General features: G+C 42.2%; 22 protein-coding genes. 10 read left to right on the top strand and 12 right to left on the bottom strand.

Going from position 1 to position 24,752, the window contains the following annotated elements; all coding sequences use genetic code 11:
- Nucleotides 1-4: 4 nt before the first annotated feature.
- Genes LZG71_RS19355 through LZG71_RS19340 form a run of 4 tightly spaced genes read right to left on the bottom strand, consistent with a single transcriptional unit; the run spans nt 5 to nt 6,224 of the window.
- Nucleotides 5-1,096, bottom strand: coding sequence for an ATP-binding protein (locus tag LZG71_RS19355; RefSeq protein ID WP_233823127.1), 1,092 nt, complete (start codon nt 1,094-1,096; stop codon nt 5-7).
- A complete protein-coding gene (locus LZG71_RS19350) occupies nt 1,089-3,269 on the bottom strand; it encodes a 7TM diverse intracellular signaling domain-containing protein (RefSeq protein WP_233823125.1) in 2,181 nt (726 codons plus the stop codon). Before LZG71_RS19350 ends, LZG71_RS19355 begins: the two co-directional genes overlap by 8 nt.
- The gene (locus LZG71_RS19345) at nt 3,253-3,939 is read right to left on the bottom strand and encodes a hypothetical protein (RefSeq protein ID WP_233823123.1); all 687 of its coding nucleotides are present in this window, start codon (nt 3,937-3,939) and stop codon (nt 3,253-3,255) included. The genes LZG71_RS19350 and LZG71_RS19345 overlap by 17 nt, the downstream gene beginning before the upstream one ends.
- Nucleotides 3,936-6,224: an Rv1355c family protein gene (locus LZG71_RS19340; protein WP_233823121.1), complete on the bottom strand. Its 2,289-nt coding sequence runs from the start codon at nt 6,222-6,224 to the stop codon at nt 3,936-3,938. Before LZG71_RS19340 ends, LZG71_RS19345 begins: the two co-directional genes overlap by 4 nt.
- A 377-nt stretch (nt 6,225-6,601) precedes the next feature.
- Here LZG71_RS19340 and LZG71_RS19335 point away from each other — a divergent pair, with 377 nt between their 5' ends.
- On the top strand, nt 6,602-7,069 hold the full coding sequence (locus LZG71_RS19335) for a response regulator (RefSeq protein WP_233823119.1): 468 nt from the start codon (nt 6,602-6,604) through the stop codon (nt 7,067-7,069).
- A gap of 362 nt (nt 7,070-7,431) precedes the next feature.
- The gene (locus LZG71_RS30495; protein ID WP_255713129.1) at nt 7,432-7,563 is read left to right on the top strand and encodes a hypothetical protein; all 132 of its coding nucleotides are present in this window, start codon (nt 7,432-7,434) and stop codon (nt 7,561-7,563) included.
- A 71-nt stretch (nt 7,564-7,634) separates the two neighbouring features.
- On the opposite strand, the gene LZG71_RS19330 is transcribed toward LZG71_RS30495, so the two are convergent.
- A complete protein-coding gene (locus tag LZG71_RS19330; protein ID WP_233823117.1) occupies nt 7,635-8,492 on the bottom strand; it encodes a dienelactone hydrolase family protein in 858 nt (285 codons plus the stop codon).
- A 163-nt stretch (nt 8,493-8,655) separates the two neighbouring features.
- Between LZG71_RS19330 and LZG71_RS19325 the strand changes: the two genes are divergently transcribed.
- A complete protein-coding gene (locus LZG71_RS19325) occupies nt 8,656-9,081 on the top strand; it encodes an SRPBCC domain-containing protein (RefSeq protein WP_233823115.1) in 426 nt (141 codons plus the stop codon).
- Between the two features lie 2 nt (nt 9,082-9,083).
- Here LZG71_RS19325 and LZG71_RS19320 read toward each other — a convergent pair whose 3' ends face one another.
- Entirely contained in the window at nt 9,084-9,671 is a 588-nt protein-coding gene (locus tag LZG71_RS19320) for a hypothetical protein (RefSeq protein ID WP_233823113.1), read from the bottom strand.
- A gap of 125 nt (nt 9,672-9,796) precedes the next feature.
- On the opposite strand from LZG71_RS19320, the gene LZG71_RS19315 reads away from it, so the two are divergent.
- Complete coding sequence (locus LZG71_RS19315) at nt 9,797-10,108, top strand: MerR family transcriptional regulator (RefSeq protein WP_233823111.1); 312 nt, start codon at nt 9,797-9,799, stop codon at nt 10,106-10,108.
- 63 nt (nt 10,109-10,171) lie between these two features.
- The gene (locus LZG71_RS19310) at nt 10,172-11,398 is read left to right on the top strand and encodes a M28 family peptidase (protein WP_233823109.1); all 1,227 of its coding nucleotides are present in this window, start codon (nt 10,172-10,174) and stop codon (nt 11,396-11,398) included.
- A 53-nt stretch (nt 11,399-11,451) separates the two neighbouring features.
- On the opposite strand, the gene LZG71_RS19305 is transcribed toward LZG71_RS19310, so the two are convergent.
- Nucleotides 11,452-11,964 carry a metallophosphoesterase gene (locus LZG71_RS19305; protein ID WP_233823107.1) on the bottom strand — a complete coding sequence of 171 codons (513 nt, stop codon included), beginning with the start codon at nt 11,962-11,964 and terminating at the stop codon, nt 11,452-11,454.
- Between the two features lie 276 nt (nt 11,965-12,240).
- Between LZG71_RS19305 and LZG71_RS19300 the strand changes: the two genes are divergently transcribed.
- The 5 genes from LZG71_RS19300 to LZG71_RS19280 all read left to right on the top strand — a co-directional run bounded on the left by LZG71_RS19300 (nt 12,241) and on the right by LZG71_RS19280 (nt 18,601).
- Nucleotides 12,241-15,078 (top strand): outer membrane beta-barrel family protein, encoded by a 2,838-nt coding sequence (locus tag LZG71_RS19300; protein WP_310587764.1) that lies wholly within the window; start codon nt 12,241-12,243, stop codon nt 15,076-15,078.
- A 31-nt stretch (nt 15,079-15,109) separates the two neighbouring features.
- The gene (locus LZG71_RS19295) at nt 15,110-15,844 is read left to right on the top strand and encodes a GLPGLI family protein (protein ID WP_233823105.1); all 735 of its coding nucleotides are present in this window, start codon (nt 15,110-15,112) and stop codon (nt 15,842-15,844) included.
- Between the two features lie 184 nt (nt 15,845-16,028).
- Nucleotides 16,029-16,916, top strand: coding sequence for an OmpA family protein (locus LZG71_RS19290; protein ID WP_233823103.1), 888 nt, complete (start codon nt 16,029-16,031; stop codon nt 16,914-16,916).
- 124 nt (nt 16,917-17,040) lie between these two features.
- Entirely contained in the window at nt 17,041-17,994 is a 954-nt protein-coding gene (locus tag LZG71_RS19285; protein WP_233823101.1) for a threonine/serine dehydratase, read from the top strand.
- 124 nt (nt 17,995-18,118) lie between these two features.
- Nucleotides 18,119-18,601: a hypothetical protein gene (locus tag LZG71_RS19280; RefSeq protein WP_233823099.1), complete on the top strand. Its 483-nt coding sequence runs from the start codon at nt 18,119-18,121 to the stop codon at nt 18,599-18,601.
- Nucleotides 18,602-18,706: 105 nt separating this feature from the next.
- Here LZG71_RS19280 and LZG71_RS19275 read toward each other — a convergent pair whose 3' ends face one another.
- The 5 genes from LZG71_RS19275 to LZG71_RS19255 all read right to left on the bottom strand — a co-directional run bounded on the left by LZG71_RS19275 (nt 18,707) and on the right by LZG71_RS19255 (nt 24,752).
- Nucleotides 18,707-19,129 carry a hypothetical protein gene (locus LZG71_RS19275; RefSeq protein ID WP_233823098.1) on the bottom strand — a complete coding sequence of 141 codons (423 nt, stop codon included), beginning with the start codon at nt 19,127-19,129 and terminating at the stop codon, nt 18,707-18,709.
- 112 nt (nt 19,130-19,241) lie between these two features.
- Nucleotides 19,242-20,636: a BspA family leucine-rich repeat surface protein gene (locus LZG71_RS19270; protein WP_409013643.1), complete on the bottom strand. Its 1,395-nt coding sequence runs from the start codon at nt 20,634-20,636 to the stop codon at nt 19,242-19,244.
- Entirely contained in the window at nt 20,600-21,259 is a 660-nt protein-coding gene (locus tag LZG71_RS19265; protein ID WP_233823094.1) for a DUF285 domain-containing protein, read from the bottom strand. Before LZG71_RS19265 ends, LZG71_RS19270 begins: the two co-directional genes overlap by 37 nt.
- 61 nt (nt 21,260-21,320) lie before the next feature.
- The gene (locus LZG71_RS19260) at nt 21,321-22,649 is read right to left on the bottom strand and encodes a hypothetical protein (RefSeq protein ID WP_233823092.1); all 1,329 of its coding nucleotides are present in this window, start codon (nt 22,647-22,649) and stop codon (nt 21,321-21,323) included.
- Nucleotides 22,650-22,718: 69 nt separating this feature from the next.
- The gene (locus tag LZG71_RS19255) at nt 22,719-24,752 is read right to left on the bottom strand and encodes a fibronectin type III domain-containing protein (protein WP_233823090.1); all 2,034 of its coding nucleotides are present in this window, start codon (nt 24,750-24,752) and stop codon (nt 22,719-22,721) included.

Below are 24,752 nucleotides of genomic sequence, written 5' to 3'. Positions count from 1 at the left end.
CGTTTTATTTATTGATAGAAGGCAGGTTCAATTCAAAAATACTACCTGTTCCATAGACGGAGGAGATATTTATTCCTCCTCCTAATTTTGATATTGCTTCATGAACAATATAAAGTCCAATTCCAGATCCGCTGTTGGTTGCTCCCGCCCGATAAAACATTTTAAAGATTTTATCCTGATCTATTTCTCTGATCCCCATGCCATTATCTTCAATAATGATTTTGGCATGCTCTGAGGAAGCCTCCACCTTAAGGTGTATAAATGGATTCTCCTTGGATGGATCCTGAAATTTTACAGCATTATTGATGAGATTATTAAAAATGATCCTGAGCTTCATTACATCAGATTTGAAAACGCCTTCCTGCTGAATGTCTGAGGTAATTTTCAGTCTGCCAAATTCCGGCAGATACTGGATAGTTGCCTGAACTTCGGTAATCAGCTCTTCAAAATTGATGTTTGAAATAACGGGTACACCTCGTGCATTTTTATAATAATCAATAATGTTAATGATGAATGTGTCAAGCTTTTTTACCGACTTTCTAATCAGTTCCAGGTATTCGTTTTGTGATTGAAGGTCATCTTCCAGTAAAGCGAGGTTAACAATCCCAAGCACCGACATCAGTGGTGCGCGAAGATCGTGTGAGGCACTATATACGAATTTATCAAGCTCTTCATTTGCTTTTTGCAGTTCTATATTCCTTTGTTTCAGATCCTCACGGGTCTTGTAAATGTCATATGCATGCGTAATCGCATTTTCGACGTATACGTAATCCCATGGCTTATCAATAAAACGGAATACTTCACCTTTGTTAATAGCATCAATAGCCGCTCCGATGTCTGTGTGTCCCGTGATCAGTATTCTGATGATATTAGGATATTGGTCCCGGATCTTTTCAAAGAATTGTACACCTGTCATGATCGGCATACGCTGGTCTGCCAAAATGATATTGAAATCTTTGGATGCAAGAATTTCCAGTGCTTCTACAACAGAAATGGTCGTGGTAATATCCCATTGCTTACGGAATGTCGCCTTAAACGAATGGAGGTTATGTTCCTCGTCGTCTATATACAGAATTCGAATTGGTTTATTACTCATTGATTGCTAAGATAGTATTCTTTTTCTTTATGATAGGAAGGGTAATGATGAATTCTGTTCCTTGTCCAACTGCCGTATTGACTACAATATTACCCTGATGTACTTCTATAATTTTAAAAACAATTGACAAGCCAAGTCCCGTTCCTTCCCCCACTTGTTTGGTTGTGAAAAACGGTTCAAAAATTTTGGCCTTTACTTCCGGTGTCATCCCGGTGCCATTGTCTTTCATAGAAATGCTGACGTGGTCCGCATCGCTCATCCAGGTTTTTACCCAGATCGTGGGCTCGGTGTTGGTACTATCGTTTTGAATAACATGAATTGAATTCGTCAGGATGTTCATGAATACCTGATTCAGTTTTCCACCATATCCTTCAATATTTGGAATGCTTCCCAGATCTTTTACAAGTTTGAGTGCAGGACCCATCTGGTAGTTCAAAATGACCAGCGTAGACTCAATCCCTTCGTTGACGTCGACCATGTTCAAGTCGGTATCATCCACACGCGCAAACATTTTAAGACCTTTCACAATCTCAACGGTTCGGTGTGCGCCGTCTTCCATCCCTTTAAGCAAAACATTAAGTTCTGTTTTAATATAGTCGAGATCAAGGTCATTTTTCAGGTCGTTTATCTCCCTCAACTGATCTTCTGTAATATTTGTCGCGCCTGCTTCATGAAGTTCCCCGTACGAATCCAGAATTTGAAGCAAATCATCAATATCCCTTCTCAGCGGTCTGATATTGGAGCTTACGAAGTTGATCGGATTGTTGATCTCATGGGCAATCCCGGCAGTTAACTGACCCAGCGAAGCCATTTTTTCAGACTCTATCAGCTGTGTTTGAGTATCTTTTAGCTTAGTCAGCGTGTAGATCAATTCAGTATTGGCCTGTCTCAGTTCCCGGGTTCTCTCCTCCACATTTCTTTCCAGCACCACATTTTGCTCAGTAATAATACGCTCGTTTTCGAGTGAGATCAATAGTGCCTGTTCCTGTGAGAGCTCCTTTTCCCTTTTGAGCACATTAATCTTATCTGCCAAGGCAAACGATAGTAATATCACCTCTATGGCTGTTCCGGCCTGCATGGTGTAATTAGTGAAAGTATTGAAGGGCAATATGTTCAGGTTACGGAGAACGAAAAGTGACAGACCAAGAAAAAAGATAGCCCAGGCGATCAGAAAAAACTTGGCGGGACGGTAGTTCTGGTAAGAAAGTATTGCCGACACAACAAGCGCAAGAATTACTGAACAAACACCTGCGAGGTTGGTCAGCATATAGCTTATAAACTCAACGCCCGCGACCTTAAAAGCAAGTGAAAGAACGTAGGCCACGACAATGACAGACAATCCCTTGTCAAATACCGGTGTTTTTTCTCTGGTATTCAGGAAATTTCGGAAGAACAACACGGCAAACAATCCTGACAGGGCAGAAAATAGGGTGGGAGCCAGAGAGTTGAATTCCGGTTGCCGCGGCCATATCATTTTAAATCCGTAGCCGGTGAGGGTAAGTTGCGCCAGACCGATAAACAAAATGTACAGTACGTAGTACAGATAGCTGTCTTCTCTGATGGAGAAATAGAGGAACAGGTTGTAGAGCATCATTACAAACAAAATCCCTGCGTAGATCCCGGTCAGTATTTCGCTGGTGAGCATGGAGTCAAAAAAGCCACCCTGGGTTCGGATAAAAAGCGGGAGTACAATTTGAGTTTCTTCTCTTACTCTAAAATAATAGGTACGGCTGTTGCCTTTGTCAATTGTTAATCTGAAGACCAGATTTTGATGTTTGGTGGCGCGTTGATAAAATGAATCGTCAGCAGCTATTCTTTGAACTGACGCAGAATCATTTTCCGTAAATAGTTCGCCGGAGTGAATGAGCGGGTAACCCAGTTCGAGGTAAAGGTTTTTATCAGATATTTCGTTTTTGACTGTAAATTTAATCCACCATGCAGAGCTGCTGAAACCGAAATTTGGTGCATCCTCCGTGCTTTTTGTAAATTTTAACGTGTTAAGATTATGAATGGTACGGCTGCCACTGGGATCTTCGGCAATTTCCAGGTATTTGCCAATCATTACGTCTTTTCCTGTAAAGGGTATTTCCGCACCGTAGCTTACATGCGTAAAACCCAGTAGTAAGAAAAGTAGTATGTTCTGTACAACCGGTGGCCTAAATCTTCGTATCATAAATAATTTCAAGTTCGCCTTTCGGGCCTTTTTCCACCGCAAATTGGCTAGGATTATTTCTTAAATCAAGAATACGGTTTTTTTCCTCGATTGTCGCATTGGGAAGGTTTTGAACATCTTCAATAATCAGGGCCGTTGCGATGAGGCTTTCTCTTGGATAATAGAACGTTCCATTGTTTCCAAGATCTCTAAGTATTTCGAAACCAACCCGTAAGCTGTTTCTAAGTGTTGCTGGTGAACACAATCCCATCAGGTGATCCACACCCATGTTTGCGCAAATGGCAATCGCTATTCTTCCCAGAAAAATACTGCCGATTCCATACCCTGCTACCTCTTTGGAATTAAACAATCCACAGAATTCCGCCAGTTTTTTATTTTCATATTTATCCATGTAGGCATAAATATTACTGTCTATTTTTGAAATCGCATCCTCCATCGGCATTTTCAGGTTTTGGGACCGAATCTGAACCCGGGTACCTCCAAATATCCTGTCTCCATCCTCCGATTCTACGATCACCACATAAGTTTGATCATCATATAGCCAGTTGTGATTGGCAGAGGTTACTTTTTTTACTCCATACGATTCCAATACCTTCCGGTGCCCTTCAATGTATCTCAGACTAGTTTCAATGTCATCAGGTGATTTATAAGCTCTGATTTTGGCTTTCATTCAACACTGTCGTTTACCCGGAACAAAATTTCATTTATTGGAAGACGCTTGGTGCTCAACGACTGTTTGTCGGCTCTTGCTAATTTGAATAGAAATACTTCTATTTCATTTTTTTGTAAGTTAGCAATAGTTCTAAATTTACTGCTAAGTTTTTTTAGCTTCTCTTTCTCATCCTCTTCCAGGCCTGCGCCCGACGCCATCCGCCGAAACAGGGAGATCGGAGTAAATAGCGGTTGTAGCGTATAGCCTAGCTGTGTTGCTTTTAACCAAATTTTCTGCATTAACATTCCACCTCTCAAAAAGCCTTCAGGCGAATGACTGGTCATGCTAAGCACACCGATGCCGGAAGCGCTGCTGGCTGAAAATCCACTTGCTTGTACCAAAGCATTTCCTCCTCCTATGGTTCTTAAAGCAGACGCCACTTTTTTATCTCTTAAAACCGTGAGGGCAGCAATAAGCGGAGGCGCATTACCGGGTACTTGCAAAGGTATTCCATCATTTGACCGGCTGTATTCGTCAGTAGTCCAGCGGGTATTCCTTTCAAAATAATCGTGATGACCATGTTCATTTAATAGTGTGATGAGGTCACATTCTCCTGCAATTGCACCAATCTGGCTAATTTGTTGCTTGTCGGTCAGTATTTTAAGGGTGAATGTTGGATTGTCAGGTAAAGACTCAAAGACTTTCCGGTCTTCTGAATCCAGCTCTGATTGAGCGCTGACGGTTCTGTTGGTGGAACGTGTGCCAATGTACTCGTGAAGTTCGGGAGACGGGACACTTTCCACACCCGGATCACTCAGATCGCGGAAATAGATCGCGGCGATTAAATCTGATTTTTCACCCAGGGGAAAGATAGCACTGTCAACGCCAAAGCCAAGTTGATAGCTTTTTAAAACCACGTTTTCATATGCAGCACCGAGAGAAAGATAAGCCGCGGCGTTGTCAACATTAGCGAATGAAAATGACCTGGAACGGTCCTGAAATAAATGAAGCCTGCCGTTTCGGAAAACCCATTTCCAGGCTTGTTCGTTACCCGACGAGGGTGCTTGTCCGGCTGCCTCAATAATCTCATTCAATTCCGTTTCAGAAGGCAGGTGTGATACCTTTTTGTACGGTAACGAATCTGCTATACGAACGGCCTCTGGCAGGTTGAATGGTAGCGGTATTTTGGTATAGGTTAGCTGTTCTGTTGTTGGATTTTGATTTGCAATGAGCTGTTCAAGATCTACATAATACCTTCCGGAGTCGGTAAACTGATGAAGCAGGATGCGCCTTGCTACATCGGTAACCACGCCACCGCCAAGCGTTACAGCGCTGGCAAGCTGCGGCCATGTGCTTATGCTCTGTCCTACTTCCAGTAACGAAGCTCTCCCTCGTACAGACCCTTTTGTTGCGTCAACCATTCGCATGATTAACGGTACGCGGTCTTGCGGACTGATATTTTTAAGTTTTTCATCAGGAATTCCTGCCAGCAGGCCATGAAGTATAGGTCTGTTTGTTTCAAGGTCGAATCTTTCTACATCGAGCATGCCACGATCGCTGGTTTCCATCACTACCGGAATATGGTTTTGTTTGGCCATATTTCTGCATGCTATTTTGATCTCAATGTCGTCACATTCGTCAATGAGGATGTCCAGCTTGCCTCCCTCAGTCATGAAACGCTGCATGTTCTGGTCGTTAATACCTTCTGTGTAGCATTCAATTTCAATAAAAGGGTCTATTTCGGCGATCTCACGGGCTGTTACCACGCATTTGTTCAATCCGATGTTGTGCAGCCCCGTTTTCAATCTGTTCAAATTACTCAACTCAATGGTATCGAAATCTGCCAGCTTTAACTTGCCGCAAATTCGCTCGGTGGCTATACTAATGGCTACCGAATGACCTACGGAAAGACCGATGATACCTATTGTTTTTTCAAAAAGATCAGCCTGCTCGCCGGGAGAAATTTTATGATGATTTCTGCTGGTGCGAAGTGTGATAAATTCTTCCCTGTCAAGTAAATGTATAAGCCGGTAACTCCACGGATAATAAACCCAGGTACCTTCATCGTCAGGATTTTTGCCCTTAACCCATTCGCTGTAAATGCGGTTCAGATCTTCATCAGAAAATCTTGTCCCCGGATTTTGTATTTTAAATATTTCTTTTTTTTGAGATTCGAACAGGTCGAGGATCAGCGTATCAGGAGAGTCTTTCTTTTTCGCTTTAAATTCCCGGGCCTTAGAGTTCTGATCTTTTGCGAAGACAATTGGCGAAAATAATCGGTCTGATTCCTGTTTGTGGTGCATTTTTTCAAATTTATTGCTGCTTATCCGCGGCCTTGTCTGACTAGTATTGTAGCTACTCTAAATTCTATATTTTTCCCTTAATCTAAATTATAGATATTGTCGTCATTTTTATGATTTGGGTAACATAAATTTACAATAATCCATGTTGTTTTAAGTTTGGGAGCATAATTGTTCGGCAACTTATGTAAAAGTATGTGTCTATTTAGAAGTAACAAAATATTTTAGTTGTTTGCCACTAATTGATTACCATGATTTTCTCTGAAATCAGCTACAAAACTACTGCGCGGATCTTGTAGAATAATTATACAGGTTCTGAAAAAGTAAATTATCTTTGCCAGCCCTTAGATTTAATACTCCGAGATCAAGAAAATGACCCTATGGAACGCTCAGAAAAAATAAGCATATTATACGTAGACGACGAAATTAACAATCTGAATTCCTTTAAGGCGGCCTTTCGGAGAGACTTTAATGTGTTGTTGGCATCATCGGGACAGGAGGGGCTGGCGATTCTGGAGAAAAATGTTATTCATGTGATCATCACAGATCAGAGGATGCCGGAAATGACCGGTGTAGATTTTCTGATTGAGGTGTTGAAGAAGTACACCGAGCCGATTAGAATTTTGCTTACAGGCTATACTGATATTAACGCAGTAATTGATGCTGTGAACAAGGGGCACATCTACTATTATCTCAATAAGCCATGGGATGAGCAGCAGCTCAAAATTATTATAAAGAATGCCTACGAGATTTTCAGGCTAAGGGAGGAGAACAAGGAGTTGATCAGCAAGCTTATTGATGCCAATAATCAGCTGGAATTTTTGTTGCGCCAGAAACTGATCTCCTGAGCCCCAGGTGTTGTAAAGAACGGGCCAATTTAATTTTACGTATAAACGCTGTCCTCTTTTGTAGTAAAAGAGGTTTAAGCTCACGGAAGATATAAGTTATAAGTGATAGTAGGGTTGTCATTACCACCGCCAGGAAAAGTATTGCCGCGAAAAGTAGGTTGCCTACAGCTTTAAAAAAAATGACTACATCCATAACTCACATCTATTGTTTCCATGTGCTGGTTTAAAAATCGTACCAGGCCTCATTTAGCTTATGAATTTTTAGCGTTTTGCTACTGCTGGTATTGTTTTTGTAAGATGGAGAATGATGAATTGCTTATAAGGCATTCAAATCATTCAGAATTCATAAACCATTAGTCAATATGAAAAAGATCGTAGCAGTAGGTGTGGTAACAGGCGTTGTTGTTTTTGCATTTTTCAGAAACTTTTCCAAAAAGGTAAACAGGACGCTCGCTGAGAGGAGAGAAGATAAACTTGTACCCGAAGTTTGGTAACAGGTCAGATAGTAAAAAAGGGGCATCGGATCTTTCAAGTCCAATGCCCCTTTTTTTATAAACCATTGGTTTTATGAAATGTTTTTTTGAAAAAATTCCAGCGTTCTTTCCCAGGCCAGTTTAGCAGCCTCAGGGTTATAGCGGGTTGGTGCTGAATCGTTTAAGAAAGCATGTTGTGCACCTTCGTAGACATAGAGTTCATATTTTTTTCCGGCAGTTTTTAAAGCTTCTTCATATGCCGGAATCCCCGCGTTGATACGTTCGTCCAGTCCCCCGTAATGTAACTGAACCGCGGCCTTGATCTTTGGCACATCCGCTGCCTCGGGCTGTCGTCCGTAATATGCTATCGCTGCGTTCAAATGCGGATCATTCACAGCAAGCTGATTAGACAAAGCTCCGCCCCAACAAAAGCCTATGGTAGCTGTTTTTCCATTGCTGTCAGGTTGGATTCGCAAATACTCAAGTCCTTTCAGAAAATTATTCAGGTTTTTGGGAGCTTCAATTTTAGCAAAAAGCGCCCGGGCATCATCCTCATTTTCCGGGGTGCCTCCAAATGGTGCAAGTGCGTCCACGGCAAGTGCGATGTACCCCGCCTTTGCAATCCTGCGTGCTACGTCTTTGGTGTGTGGGTTGAGCCCTCGGTTTTCATGAATCACAACAACACTGCCTTTTTTCGCTTTGGTTTTAGGCTTTGCCAGATAGCCCTTCATAGTGGAGTCATCGCCGGGATAAGTGATGTCGCTGGTGATAATATCGTCATCGTTTTCCGAAATCGTTGCGGCTTGTGCGTAGTTTACTTCCAGCATGGGAAGAAGTGCTAAGGCCGCCGCCGAACTCCCGGTAAGTTTAGCGAGCTTTTTAAGGAATGCGTCTCTGGTTAGAGGCTTGTGCGTGTATTCGTCAAAAAGATTTATGATGCGTTGATCCATGAACGTAAGAGATTAGTAGTTAACGTAAATATAATTAAATATTGCTAAGCGGAGAACGTGCTTGAAGGTGCCAGTGTTTATCCAGCGTATGCCTGGCACCGTATTTTATATGTGACTAACAGGCATGATCGTACATCAAGTCTGCATAATTTAAGTCTTTGTAATGAAAAAGCTGAATGTAAAAAATAAGGTACTCATAGAAGCACCGCTGACTAAAGTATGGGAAGTGCTCATCGCACCCAAATTCATCCGTCAATGGGATGCGCTACCCGAAGATTTTCAGGACTATTATCTGGAAACTGGCAGGGAGATAGAATGGGCAGGCTCTTCTAAAATGGTGGTAACAGAAATGGTAGCACAGGAAACTTTAAAGTTATCGCTTTACCAAACCAAGTGGGATTTATCTCCTTCGGAGTGCGATATTTCGTTTACCTATTCCCTTAAAGCCGATGCAGAGCAGACAGCGCTTTCGATACAGATCGGGGATTTTGCACAACTGAACAACGGACTGGAGTATTACGAATCCTACACAGAATCTGCTACAAAAGTCCTGACGAAGATTAAGGCTCTCGCCGAAAATAAGGTGTAGTTTCAAAGTGAATAGGCAAGTCCAACACGAACACCCGTATTGAGCAAACTTTGACGTGTACCTGTGTCGTCGGGAAAGCTGACAAATGCATGTCGTTGCAAAAAGGGATTGATCACGAAAGATATCCTTTTTATGTTTATCTGCCCGCCAAGGCCGAGTCCTAAACCTATGCCCGACTGCTTGTCGATGGAATTTTTCTTATTCAATTCCACATCAACCAGTGCGCCACCGTGTACAAAAAGGTATTTTAGGAAATTAAGATGGGCATAAACAGGGACTGATAGGAGTTCCACCTTCTCTTCTCTTGATGTGGCTGGTATGTTTGGAGGTAAGTTGGACGAAATAACGTACTTGTGCCTGGCATATTCAAGTCCGGTTTCAAATGTAATGGCTTTTTTGCTTTTCAATATGTACCGCATTCCAAATGCCGAAGATCCTTTGCTTTCAAAATCAGCTCCGCCCACAACATTTCTGTTGTATACTGGCAGGGCTGCCGAGTAGGCATAAGTGGCCATTAATTTACCGGCGTTTTGAGCAAAAATATTACCACTGAACAGACAAATAACGAGGACGGTTATAAAGGATTTCATAAATTCACTGGTTTACTTGTCCATCTCAGCTCTGAGTCGAGAATTGGTACAAATAAAATAAATTATTTAGAAACATTTTAATTAAATAACGGGCTAACTACTTTTGTTATCTAAGCTTTCGGAATATGGAATCAAACGAAAAAATATACTACGACACCAATGAGGTTGCCGAAATGGTAGGGTGTGAAGCTTCGGCGCTTCGTTTTTGGGAGAAAAAATTTCCTCAGTTAAATCCTAAACGAGACAGCCGAAATCGTAGACGCTATACGGAAAGGGATATTGAGGTCATTCGTAAAATAATGCATCAGAAGGATAAGCAGGGAAGGACCATCAAAGGAGCAAGAGAGCAGTTGAGGCGGAAAGAAGAATCTCAACTACTGATTCAGCGCCTGTTGCGTGTTCGTAAGTTTCTCACTGACATCCAGGAAAAGCTCTGATTCCGGTTTGAGCGGAACTTGTTATTCCGCACAGAAAATTATTAGAATTTAGCCCACAAAATAATGAAATCAGTAATCGTTACTGCCCTTGCTTTATGTACTTCTTTATCCGGGTTCGCTCAGGATTTCAAGACAATGGATATCAAAAAACATATTGAGTTTCTTGCGTCCGATGATCTGGAAGGCAGAGGTACAGGTAGCCTTGGAGAGATCAAAGCGGCTAATTACATAGCAGACCAATTTAAAAACATTGGCTTAAAACCTGCCGGAAAAGACAATTCTTTTTTCCAGCCATTTCAGGTAACATATGCTGTGGATGGTCATCCGCATACCGTTACCGGACGGAACGTTATTGGCTTTCTTGACAATGGAGCGCAAAAAACGATCATCGTCGGGGCACATTATGACCATTTGGGTAAAGGTTACCAGAGCGGCTCATTGTCGCCCGACAGCAAAAATCAGATACACAACGGGGCAGACGATAACGCGTCTGGAACAACCGGGTTGATCGAACTTGCCAGACATTTTGCGGGGAATAACAATGCAGAAAAGCACAACCTGTTGTTTATGGCATTTTCCGGGGAAGAACTGGGGCTGCTTGGATCCAAATATTTTACGGATTCGCCTACTATTCCGCTCACATCGGTGTCTTCTATGATCAACATGGATATGATTGGCAGACTGGACGATGCCAAAGGAATTATTATCTCGGGATGGGGAACGAGCCCTGTTTGGGGAAGGGTAATCCCCGCTGTTGCCGAGAAAAGTAAAATAAGATACACGGTTGATTCGTCGGGAGTAGGAGCTTCGGATCACACCTCATTTTACCTAAAAAATATTCCTGTTGTACAGTTCTTTACAGGTTCACATGGTGATTATCACAAAACCAGTGATGACGCCGACAAAATCAATTTTGAAGGAGAAGCAAGAATATTAAAGCTTATAGCAGGAGTTTTGGAGAAAGTGGATGCAGAAGCAAAGGAACCTGAGTTTGTGGTTGCCGGCAATACGCATTCTGGCAGAACAACTTCCAATTTTAAGGTTACACTCGGGGTAATGCCTGATTACAGCTATCAGGGAAAAGGGTTGAAGATTGACGGGGTTACCAAGTCAAGACCTGCGGAGGTGGCTGGTATACAGGCCGGTGACGTTATAGTGAAGTTGGCAGGAAAGGATATCGCGACGATTTACGACTACATGGAAATTCTTGGAAAATATGAGAAAGGGCAAAGTGTGGAAGCCGAGTTCCTGAGAGATAACGTTAAAAAGACAACGAAGGTGACTTTCTGATTTTCCTCAAAATATTTGATTCAAACCCGGTGTCTTTTCAGGCATCGGGTTTTTTATGGTTCGATGGCTCCGCGTTTGCCTAATTCTACAACCTCCATCTGGCTTATTACACCTTCATGAAGATTAAAGCGAAGCAGCGTGCGCATCTTGTGAAATCCTTCTTTTCCCGCCGCTCCCGGGTTTATATACAGCATGTTTGACATCTCCTTATCCCTTATCACGCGTAATATGTGCGAATGTCCACATATGAAAATGTCCGGTGCATCGCTTTTCAACGCTGGTAAAACCGCAGGATTATAACGAGGCGGCGCTCCTCCAATATGTGTCATCCATATCCGGAAACCTTCGATTTCAAAATGCAGGTTTTCGTGCGTTCTTCTTTGAATTTCTTTGTCATCAATGTTTCCAAACACGATTCTGGTCGGCTTGAATGCTTCAAGCTGGTCAATAATTTTTACGGATCCAATATCTCCTGCGTGCCAGATCTCATCACATTGTGAGAGATGATTGAGCACGCGATTGTCCATAAAACCATGTGTGTCAGATAGTAAACCTATTCTTTTCATTATAACGACAATCTTTTATTTCAGGTAACTTGCTGATGGGGAATTTGAAACGGCTGCAAAAATAACAAATTATATTTTTTATTGATTTAAGTAAATTATATATACTATTTATTTAAATTGCGATCAGTTACATCTTAAATAAAGTTAAATATTACTTTTATTAGTAATAAAGTGGGTTACAACTAATTTTATAGTTGGAATTATGTAACCAATTTTATAGTATTGCACCATTGTATTTTACTAGTTACACTCTCTTACCCTTAATCACATTTAGCCTTGAAAAAAATCCTACTTCTGCTATTGTGTAGTCTCGCAGGACTAACCACTCATGCTCAGTCGGGCCGGTTCACTATGAAAGGTGTCATAGCAGATACCGCCGGCGTCGGGCTTCCGGAAGCCACGGTCATGTTGTTATTGCCAAAAGATTCTTCCCTTGTCAACTTTGGAAGGACCGACAAGCAAGGCGCATTTGAATTCCGTAATGTAAAACGGGTTCCTTATTTGCTCAAAGTGTCTTATGTAGGCTATTTGCCTTACCAGCAAAATGTTACCCCCAAAGAAGGTGATGTAACGGATCTTGGGAAAATGAACATGAAATTTCTTAATCAGGATCTTTATGAGGTCGTTATCAAAACGGCACGAGCACCGTTGAGTATACGTGGCGATACCGTTGAGTATGATCCGCGAGCATTTAAAGTACCACCGGGCGCAAGTGTAGAAGATCTTTTACGCAGACTTCCAGGAATGCAGATTGAGCAGGATGGAAGTATTAAAGCGCAGGGCGAGTCGGTGAAACGTGTAACGGTTGACGGTAAGCGGTTTTTTGGAGACGATGTAAAGGCTGCAACCAAAAATCTTCCGGCAGAAGCCATATCCAAAGTTCAGGTATTTAATGACAAAACAGAGCAGTCACGTATCACAGGTGTCGACGATGGGAAGCATGAGAAAACGCTCAATTTACAGTTAAAAGACAGTCATAAGAAAGGAGGATTTGGTAAAGCCTCGGTCGGAGTGGGGACGGACAAACGGCTCGAAGGCAAGATTAATTATAACCGTTTTAATGAGAAGAATCAGTTTTCTGTCATTGGTTTGGGAAGTAATACCAATACAGGAGGGATGTCGTGGGATGATTACCAGGATTTTAAAGGTAGCCAGTCGTTCAACTGGGGAGATGATGGTGATTTTGGATTTGGAGGGGGCAGTTACATATCGTTTGGCGGAGACAATGACGAAGAAAGTCTCACGATTCAGGCAGGCCGTGGTGGTCAAAACCGCGGATTTAATAAAAACTGGGCCGGAGGAGCCAATTATAACTACGACGAGAAGAAAACCAAATTCAATACAAGTTATTATTACAATCAAACAAGCCAGGATTTGGACGGAATATCGCGGAGGACTAACTTTTTGAACAATTCAGCGTTTACAACACTGGATACAAATGGTCGCCGAAATTACAATGCCAATCATCGCGGTGGGTTGAGATTTGAAAAAACATTGGATTCGCTTAACACCCTCATTATATTGAGTAACATGCGGATAGGGAATGGTACAACGGATTATGCAAGCCATCAGGAATATTACCGGGGACAGCAGGATGTGGATCAGCTGTCGACGATGAGTGATGTGAACAACTACTCCGATTTCAACTCGTTCGCTTTGGGTAATACCGCCATATTCAGACACAAGTTTAAAAAGAAAGGGCGGAATTTTGCGGCCAGTTTTGGTTATAATATTAATAACTCAGACGGAAATTCAATTCAAAAATCCATGAACAGGTTTTTTGGATCTTCCCAAACCTTGCCAGATAGTGTCATCAACATCAATCAAACTAACGAAACTAAGAGTTTAAGGAATCAGATCAAAAGCAGCATTTTGTATATAGAGCCCTTATCCAAGAAGTTTATTCTGGAAAGTTTCTATAATTTCAGTCTGAAAACAGATGACGTCGATCGGGATGTGTTTGATGTAAAGGAAGCGGGCAGAGAAATGAATACCAACCTGAGCCGTTACTACAAGAATAAATCGACATTCAACAGATTGGGAACATCATTACGCTACTCCAACAATGGACTTAATATCTCGGCGGGTTTGGGAGCTCAGGAGATACATCTGAATGGAGATTTTGCGGTGAACCAGTCCGATCCCGTGCGGACCAATATTGACCGGAAATTCTTTAATTGGACTCCGAATCTCTCACTGAATTATGACTTGAAGAATAACAGGTATCTGTATGGAGGGTACAACGTAAATGTATCTGAGCCCAGTATCAGCGACTTGCAGCCTATTGTGGATAATAGTAACCCGCTTTATATTCGTGTTGGTAATCCCAGCCTGGTTCCTACACTTACACACTCGGGTAATTTGGGCTTCCAGTATTTTAATCCCGGCAGCTTTGTCCAAATGTTTTTTGGATTGTACTACAACAAATATGAAAATCAGGTGATATACAACCAAACTGTATCAGAAAACCTGGTAACAACTACAAGGGCAGAGAATATAAGTGGAGGAAATAGCTTTAACGCATATGGAAACTATGGTTTCCCAATCGTCAAAACAAAAAGTAACTTAAGCTTAAATGCCTCATATTACAGGAGTAACAATCTTACTAACATCAATGCTGTGCTCAACGAGACGAATACCAATGGTTATAACATGGGATTGAGATTGGATTATACGCCTAGCGATAAATTTACGATCTATACCAACGCAGGTTGGAATATCAGTGATACGAAATATTCCATCAGTTCGGGCCAGGATCAGAAAATTGTGAATACAAACTACGGTGCGGAAATGAATTTCAAAATGCCAAAGGATATTTATTTCAACAGCAGGTTTTCATACAATTCTTATGTGAACAAACGTTTCGGATTTGACCAGTCAATGCCAATTCTTAATTTGTCGGTTTACAAAACGATGCTGAAAAGTAAAAAAGGAGAAATTCGTTTGTCTGCTTATGACCTTTTCAACAAAAACAGAGGTATATCGCAGTCCGCTTTTGGCAACGTGGTGTCGCAGGAGCAGGTGCGTACACTTGCACGGTACTTTATGTTGAGCTTTACCTACAACATGCGCGGGGTTAATAACTCGGTTCGTCGCAAGGGATATGGTTTTTAACAGATATTCTAAAACATTAAAATCGATTTTGATGAAACAAATAGCCATTTTTATAATTTTTATAGTGAGTCATGCACTGGCTCAGGCTCAATCGCACGAAGGTGTAGTGACGTATGAGCGTGTACAATATTGGACAAAGGTTATATCCCGGCTTGACTTTTTGAGTCAGGAGGAAAAAGATCGGGCGACATTAACCTGGGGTAAGCAGGATGAGTGGAAAACAAAAACAACTCTTTATTTCAATCAAAAGGAGAGTAAATATGAGGAGGTAAAAGAAGAAGGTGGATGGGGCCGACCGGATGATTTTCTTATTTATCGGAATTTCGAAAATGAAAAAATTACGGACTTGGAAACCATTTCAGGTAAAACCTATCTGGTAGAAGATAGTCTGAGAGCTCCTCAGTGGAAGGTCATGAATAAAATTAAAGAGATTAAGGGTTATTTGTGTATGATGGCTGTATCTAAGGATACTATTAAAAACCAGACAATTACAGCCTGGTTTTCCAACGATATCGCCGTACAGGCCGGGCCTGAGAAATACTTTGGACTTCCAGGTCTCATTTTAGAACTGGATATTAATGACGGAGATGTGGTAATTACCGCCGAAAAGGTTGAATTGAAGCCGGTTACCAGCGAACTAATGGCATTACCAAAAAAAATGAAAGGGAAAAAAGTAAATCAAGGCCAATATGACGTTATTCTAGCCGACCTAATGAAGACGAGTATTAAAGGCAGACGAAATCCTTTTTGGTCTATCCGCTATTAGAGGACTGATTGGTGAATTAATTAGAAAGAAATTAGAAAAATCAGATTGTCTTAGGCAATCTGATTTTTTTGTACCTTTGCGTTTTAGAATGCAATATGCCTGCCGTCTGGCTTGATTTTTGAGGCAGTTAAAGTATGTATCCTTTTAACCAGTGTTTATTATACCAAAAATAACCCTTAGTATTATGAGAAATACGCTTGTAGCCGTAGCTATGCTATTTGTTCTTGGATCCTGCGCCAGTAAGAAAAAAATGCTTGCTGTTCAGACCAAGGCAAATGAAATTCAAATCCAGCTTGACAAAGCAAGAGCAGATCTTAACGACTGTGATAGCAGAACGGCAAGTTTGAACAATGACCTTAAACTTAAAAATGACGAACTGACCAGCAAAACTTCTAAAATGAAGGAGCTGGAAGATCAGATCGAATTTTTGAAGAAAAACAACAACAACCTTCTGGATCGTATGTCTGATCTTTCTGTGATCAGCAAAGAAGGTTCTGAAAGTATCAAAAAATCACTTGCTATGATGGATGCGCAAGGCGGACAAATCCGTGATCTAAACGCTAGTATTCAGCGTAAAGACTCATTGAACATGGCACTTGTACTTAACCTGAAACGTTCTTTGCAAGATGTTAGCGATGAAGATGTTCAGATCGAAGTGAAAAAAGGGGTGGTTTATGTATCTCTTTCCGACAAGATGTTATTCCGTTCAGGAAGCTCAGTGATCAATACTCAGGCTGAAACAGTTTTGGGTAAAGTGGCTAAAATCCTTAACGATTACAAAGACATCGACATCCTTATTGAAGGCCACACGGATAATGTGCCTATCGCTACTGATAAAGTATCTGACAACTGGGATCTTAGCGTATTGCGTGCTACTTCCGTTGCTCGTACATTGCAGAAGAAATATGGTGTTGAGCCAGTTCGTATGATTGCAGGTGGCCGTGGTGAGTATCTTCCCAAAGTGTCGAATGATTCAGCACCTAACCGTAGCCTGAACCGTCGTACAGAAATCATCATTACTCCTAAAATGGATCAGTTCTTTAACCTGTATACACCAAACGCAGGTAAATAATCAGATTTAAATTTTGTTAAAAGCCTGTCGGGTCAACCGACAGGCTTTTTGCATTTTGGGAATAACTCAATTAACTTGGAAGCGATATAATTTACTCAATTCGATTATCTCTAAAATTCAGAATATGCTGGAAAATGCCCCGAACCGGGAAGATATAATTCAGGCTCACGAACTAGTAAAGCCGTACATTCATCGCACACCGATTTTTACGTCTGCTTTTTTGAATGAAAGAACCGGAAGCAGGTTGTATTTCAAATGTGAAAACCTTCAAAAAATTGGCGCTTTTAAAGCCCGCGGCGGACTTAATGCTGTACTGACACTTACAGAGGAACAGAGAAAAAATGGCGTAGCAACGCATTCCTCCGGAAACCATGCACAGGCAATTGCTTACGCCGCAGCCATGGTCGGCGCCAAAGCTTATATCGTAATGCCCGACAACTCACCTCTTGTGAAAATTAAAGCTGTGGAAGGCTACGGTGCAGCCATCACATTCTGTAAAAATACACCGGAAGAACGGGAAAGAACGGTGGCAGAAATTGTAGCAAAAACGGGTGCAACTTTCATACATCCCTTCAATAATTATGAGGTGATGACAGGGCAGGCAACTACTGCAAAAGAGCTTATAGAAGATGTGTCCGGGCATCTGGACGTGATCATTGCGCCGGTTGGAGGTGGAGGTTTGTTGAGTGGAACAGCCTTGTCGGCTCGTTATTTTTCTCCGGGGACACAGGTTTTTGCAGGTGAACCCGAAGGCGCTGCGGATGCCATTTTATCCTTTCGCAGTGGGAAAATTGAAAAAGCGCCTTATGTAAAAACCATTGCTGACGGACTGCTGACTTATCTGGGAGATAAAACATTTCCTGTCATAAAAGAACATGTGACCGATATCCTGACTGTATCTGATGAGGAAATTGTGGATGCAATGCGGTTTTTATGGGAACGAATGAAACTTGTTGTAGAGCCTTCGGGCGCGGTATCACTTGCAGCGGTTTTGAAAAATAGAGCAATTTTCGAGAGGAAAACCGTTGGGATAATTATCTCTGGCGGAAATGTAGATCTGGGCAAGTTGCCATTTTAAGTTTCCCTGCAAAAAAAACAATAATAAACTGCCCGGAAGGCCGTTTTATGCTAAAAAAATAAACAGTAATAAACAATACACTTTTTACCTTTGGATTTTCAAAGCTTACACCAATCACTATAATATGAAAAAGTTAATTTTTTGCTGTCTGGTTGTTCTAATGGGGGCCTGCAAGGATAAAGACAAAGAGGTGGATCCGGAAAATAATTTTGCAGCGGAGTTCGTAGGCAATTATTACACTCTTTATATAGACGGTCAGATACTGTCGGAGCATACGTGGGATGTGGAGCGCCTTGACAATAACAGGCTTAAAATTGCTTACACACAGAACAGGTCGACAACAATTTCGGGGCAAAACGTACCTATTCTTACCCAAAAGTGGAATCTTACCAATGTAACAACCACCTCTGGCGATCAGTTTTCAATTAACGAAACCGTTGATGTAGAGCAAAGCTCTGGGGCTGCTTTGAAGCAAAAGGTAGTAGGAGTGGGCACGAAAGTGATCAATGCAAGTGGTGTGCAGCAGATTAATATTGAAATGGCACTTACCAACACAGCTACTGGTGTTGAAGAGAAACTTCCTTATCTGGAATTCAAGAAAAAATAGGTAAGTTGAAATTACGCGCTAAGCCGTCTCCTCTTTGGTAGACGGCTTTTTTTTGCCCCGGCAGGGTTTGCTCTCAAATATTTTACCAAAACGCTCTTCTGAACTCTATTTAGTTAAATTCTTCAAAGAATTTAACTCCTGTAATTCAATGGGTTGAAACAGGAATAAGGAATCATTGAAGGATACACTTCCGCGCGAGTAGACCTTGAATCCCATGTAAGTTCCGGCTTCGCCTGTACCCAATCTCAGATTTCTGCCAGTTTTTAAGAAAACAATGGGAACAATAGACCTCGCGTTTTCTCTCGACAAATAGCGGAAATTTCCTGTCAGGGTATCGCCCTTTACATTACCGGTAATCTTGCCGTCATCTTTTGATTTATCATCGTATATAATTTGATAATCACCGTGAAAGAAATCCTTTGATATTTCCAGCTTCAATAGTGCAGTCTGCCCTTTATCCGGCGAAATGGCTTTGTAATACTTCGTATCATATTCCGGACCGCAGCCATTTAAAATTAACAATATCAAAAAATAAACTCTTTTCATCACTTCAAATACCCTGTTATCTGGCTCTAATCCGAAGTGAATTTAGTAAACCATGCTGGTTGTTAGTGGTTTTCGGGCTGAAATGTTTTGTTGGTTACTTGCTGATGACAATTTTCTGGCTTTTGCGCGTACCATCCTTCTGAAACGTACTCAGCATGTAAACGCCGGAAGGAAAGCGGGTCATTGAAATTTCCTCTCTATTCAGGCTGCCATTTGTGACATTCTGGTTTAGTACAATACGACCATTTGAGTCGAAAATGCTGATGGAATTGATATTGCCACCCTCATTATTAATGAAAAGCCTGTCAGAAGTTGGATTAGGATATGCAAGACCGGGCGAAGATTCCATTTCAGATTTTGAGACTTCGGCAAGATTGGATTCCTCAGGACTACCAGCTATCTCGTTGGCACCCATGCGACATCCCGTACAGTTGGAACAGTCCTTTCTGTCGCCAAGTATAACCCAGTAATACCGGGAAACGATCAGATTGCGAAAAGTAGAACCTTTGCAGTAAGTAAGTGTAGCCGCGCCCAGAACAACTCCACTTTGCAATATTTGACTTTCCCAATTAATAAATATCTGGCCATAATTATCGGTAGACATGGCTGTTGAATCCAACATTTGATACATACTTTTAACATTGCCAACCTGCCAGTTTCCAAGAGGCTGATTAAAGGAAGGCGCACTAAGAAACATGTAGGCCATATCTGTAACGGCTGCTGTATTCCAGTTTCCAACGGGTTGGTTGAAGGAAGTGGCGTGATCAAACATGTGCGACATATCCGTTACTGCGGACGTATTCCAATTTGCGATTGGTTGATTGAAAGCACTTGCATTGATGAACATATACGACATATTTTTTACTGAAGCTGTATTCCACGATCCGATCGGTTGATTGAAGAGTGGAAGCCCGTAAAACATTTTAGACATGTCAGTTACTTTTCCGGTATTCCATCCGCCGATGGGTTGATTGAATGCCTTGGTCATGGAAAACATCAAATGCATACTCGTGACATTTTGGGTGTTCCAGTTTCCAATGGGCTGATTGAAAACATAATTATGGCAAAACATTGCCGTCATGTCTGTCACATTCCCGGTATCCCAACCTGCGAGAGGTTGGTTAAAAACCTTCGAAAAATAGAACATTGCGCTCATGTTTTTTACCTTGGAAGTATTCCAACTGCCAATTGCCTGATTGAAAGCTTGTGCGGAATCAAACATGCCTTTCATAGTCAGCACATTTGCTGTATTCCAATTGCCAATGGGTTGGTTGAAAGCCCCTGCACTATTGAACATGTATGACATATCGGTAACATTTGCCGTATTCCAGTTTCCAAGGGGTTTGTTGAAAGAACCCGTGGCGTAGAACATATTAGACATATTTGTGACCTTTGAAGTGTTCCAATTTCCTATTTCCTGGTTAAAATTCCTGGCAAAGCGAAACAACCGGCTCATGTCGGTAACATTGCCTGTGTTCCAATTCCATATAGGTTGTTGAACTTTTGCGCGCTGCTAAACAGGCTACTCATTGTTCTCACATTACCTGTGTTCCAGGAGTTAAAAGTTGCATTGCCCGTCATCAGGAGACAATTTTCAAACATGCTGCTCATATCGATTACTTGTGACAGATTGGGAATATCCGTTGCAATTACATTCATATTGTGGCAATTTTTGAAGGCAGCCCCCATGGATGACCAAACAATACTTCCCCACTTATCCACGCTGATAAGCTTTTTACTTTCACTTTCATACATCATAAACCGATGGAAGGTGCCGCTGCCGGGGCCAACTCTAACCTGATAAGTCCCTGGCGCCGGGAAATCAATTCGGGTTGCACCATTGCCAACTAGCTGGCCGTATACGGTTCGTCCACCCACACGTCCCGTCCAGAAAATGGTATAGTTACGACCCCATCCCGGAAATATAATGTGTTTTGAGGTTGGGTTTTCACGAGAGGTGGTTTGCCAGGTTGTGATAAATGGCAAAGCCTGGGTTTGCGCTTTTACGGCATTAAGGGTCATGAGCGACAATGCCATTACAAATACGATGGCAATGCAATTCCTATTAGTCTGGAGAACCATTTTTTTGAAGATTGAGACGATCGTTTTCATGATATATTAAGTTTTTGAAATTGAAATATTTACAATCCATAAGGAGCCACGAATCCAATTATCAGTTTACATGTTTGGGTGTTTTGAAGGTTTTATCTGCACCATAAGTGGTAACTCCGTTCATTGTGACAAATGCCCGGTAATGGTAGAGGTTATCATCGATTAGTCCCTGTGCATACACCTGGAAGGATTTGGGGAATGTGGTAACATTTCCGAAAAACATATATCTGCCATTGCTGATCGTCGGGTTTGCAGTCTCCGACCAGCACACTCCGTAGTGCGTGATAGCTGCGCTTCCTCTGGCTGTAATTTTTCCGCTGAGATAGGCAGAGTAGTCGTAGGCTTTGGCGTCACCAGTCTCAACGGTCGGTTGAAGTTCACTGGTTCGGAAGGTTTTGTTTTCCCCATAAGTAGTTACACCGTTCATGGTCACGAAAGCACGATAATGATATGTCGTCGATAATTGCAGGTTGAAAAACGGAAACGAATAAGACCTGGGAACTTCACTCACATCTTCGCTAAGGAATGCCTTGAAATCCCCGATTGTCGGGTTTTCTTTTGTAGCGAGGCAAATACCGTATTGGGTTATGGGCGAAGTTCCTTTGGCTGTGATCTGTCCGAACAGCAATGAAAAAGTAGAGTTAACCCTCGCTTCTCCGGTCTGAACTTGCGGTTGGACTTCATTCGTCGTTCTAAAATTCAGGTCTGCCCCATAGCTCGTTACACCGTTGGAAATTACATAAGCTCTGAAATGGTAAGCGGTGTTGGGCGACAGACCACGCGCCTCCGTAGAAAAGGAAGTGGGCACAGCGGCAATGTCACCTTTAACTTGATATTTGGACGCAGAAGCCGTGGTAGGATTGGCTGTGCCGCTCCATACAATACCATACTCTGATATCGGGTAACTTCCTTTGGCTAAGACACTTCCTTTTAGTGTAGCCGAGTTAATTGTAACCGCCTCAAAACTCTCTGTCTTGACAACAGGCTGCTGAACATTGGAGGTTTTAAACTTCACACCCTCGCTAAACACCGGTCCGGTTTCAAGCAGGGCAAATGCATGGATATAATATTCGGTTGCAGTTTGCAAGCCGGTTAGCGAAGCATTGATGGCGATAGGCGTAGGCGTGGCTCTATCGATGGCTCCTTTTTTGATACTTCCATCGCCTATGACGGGAGCATCCGCAGAAAGAGACATTGTAAATCCGTAATCAAGAATTTCCTGATTACCCGATTTGGTTATGGCCGACGATATTTTGGCCGTGTTCACACCAACTTCGGTAACACTCACATCGGCAAGCGTAGGAGGGAGTAGGTCCAGTTTTTCTTCACAAGCCGGATGCAGGCATAAAGAAAAAACAGCTAGCAGGATTGTATGTATAATGCGTTTCATGATGTTGATTGTTAAAAGGTTTTACTGAAACCAGAGTGATCGTAACTCACTAAATATTTCGTTTTTGATCTAATCTCTACGTGCGCTTTTTTCAATTCCCAATGGACTTTTTGAGCCTCTTCCGCTGATTTGCATGGTGTAGAAATATTGCTGGCCTGGCTTGGCAGTGGAGTTGACATATAACTCTTTTCCGGGTTGTATTTCGGCGAGAAGGGCAGGTTCTTTTTGACCAGGAGTGCGAACGAACAAAAGGTATTTATCTACTCCGGTCACCAATACATCGTTCCAGGTGATTTCAATGCCTTTGCTGGTTTGTCGGACATAAATTTCCGGTGCGCGCAATGTGAGTTTAGGCGTATCCATTTTCTTTGCTCCGAGTGCATTTCCTTCAACTCCAAACTGGTCGGAGGACGTTACCGCATAGGCATAGCTGAGTCCCGGTGTGGCTGTTTTATCAACAAAAACAACTTCTCTGGTCAATTCCTGATTGATTTTTCTGAAACCATCCGCCCGTAATGCTTCTGCCGATAGCTCTGTATCTTTCGGTTTGATGGCTGCTCCCAATGCCTTCCGGTACACGGTATAGCCGCGGATATATTCATCATAAGCCACCATGTCTTTCCAGCGCAAGGTAATTTTTCCGGTTTCTGCATAACCTTCAACATCGTATGGTGTTTTGGGTAAAATCGCTACCGCCGGACTGCCAAATACAATATTGGAAAGCTCGCTCGTGCGGTTTTCGTAATTGATTGTTTTGATGGCATATTTATAAACCAGGCGACTGTTATGAACCGTAGTGTCAATGAAAACGGAATCCTGCAAAAGATTGGAAACCTGCTCAAACTGATCTTTTCCCTGTAACGTACGAAATACCTGATACCCGCTCACTTCCGGCGATGGCACTGGTTTCCAGGAGATAACTGCATTACCTGTTTGGTTGTAAACGATCTTTACACGCTCAGGTGCTTCAATAGGTCTTTTTTTGACAAACATGCGGTGAGATACGTAAGCCGAAGGTTCCGACAAACTTCCACGAATGCTCAGCATTTTGAAACGATAATGGTATAAAGTATTGGGTAAAACCCTCGTATCGGTATACGAAGTAGCCGATGCCGGAATGGTGTCCAGCAAGGCGAAACCTTCGGATGGAAGTTTACTACGTTCAATGACGATACCGCCCAGAAATGAAATATCTCCCACTGTTTTCCAGGAAATAAAAATACCATTGGAAGTATCCTTAACAGTGGCAATAGGTATTTGTGCCAAGCTTCTGAAATTTCTTGAAATCAGGGAAACGGTATCGGATAAAGGTCCGGGCAGATTCAAAAGCGTTTGCGGTTCCATGTAAAGCCCGTATGAAAGTCCGGGTTTAACCTTCTGCTGCCAGGTGAAAGTGATATTTTCATTCTTTTCGTCCCGGTTAGCAAAAGCATAACCTGCTTTTTTGAATGGTGCATTGGCTCTTTCTCTCAGCCAGATCTGTCCGAGCATCACATCAGGAGATGTTGCCTGATTCAGTTTCCAGGTAATGATCATGGAAGAGTCGTTTTCTACAACGGCTTGTAATTCTGGTTTTGCAATAACAGGAGGAGTGCCGAGTATAAGACTTGCTTCAACGGTTTTATTACCTTTTCCGTCCACTGTGATGAATTCAGCTTTGTAACGTACATCTTTGGCGCCCGACTTTTTAACTTCTGCATCTTTATAAACCGCACCCATCGCCACAGAAAAATCCGGGTTTAGTACGATCAGCCCGTAGTCGGTTAGGAGATGATGTTTTTTTACAAATTCCCAGGCTTCCTGTTCGGTCTTCAAATTCTTTTGAACCTGAATGTCCTTCAAAATATCTTTGCCCGCCTTGCTCTTGAAGTCTTCGGGAGTAAGCGCAGCCTGCACGCTACCCATCGGTTTAAAATCCTCCTTTCCAATTGCACGGAACAGGTTTACGCCCGTTATGGACTGCATCGGAGTTTGCGCCGATAGTCGTCTGTCGGCCAGGTACACATAAACAGCATCCTTGCCCTCCTTAACACCGATTTGCCCGAAGCCCGGTAAGGTACATGTGATTAAAAGGATCAGTAACAGAATATTTGACCGTTTCAT

Source organism: Dyadobacter sp. CY312 (assembly GCF_021390535.1).
Classification (GTDB): Bacteria; Bacteroidota; Bacteroidia; order Cytophagales; family Spirosomataceae; genus Dyadobacter.
This window is presented reverse-complemented; position numbering and strand designations above follow the sequence as displayed.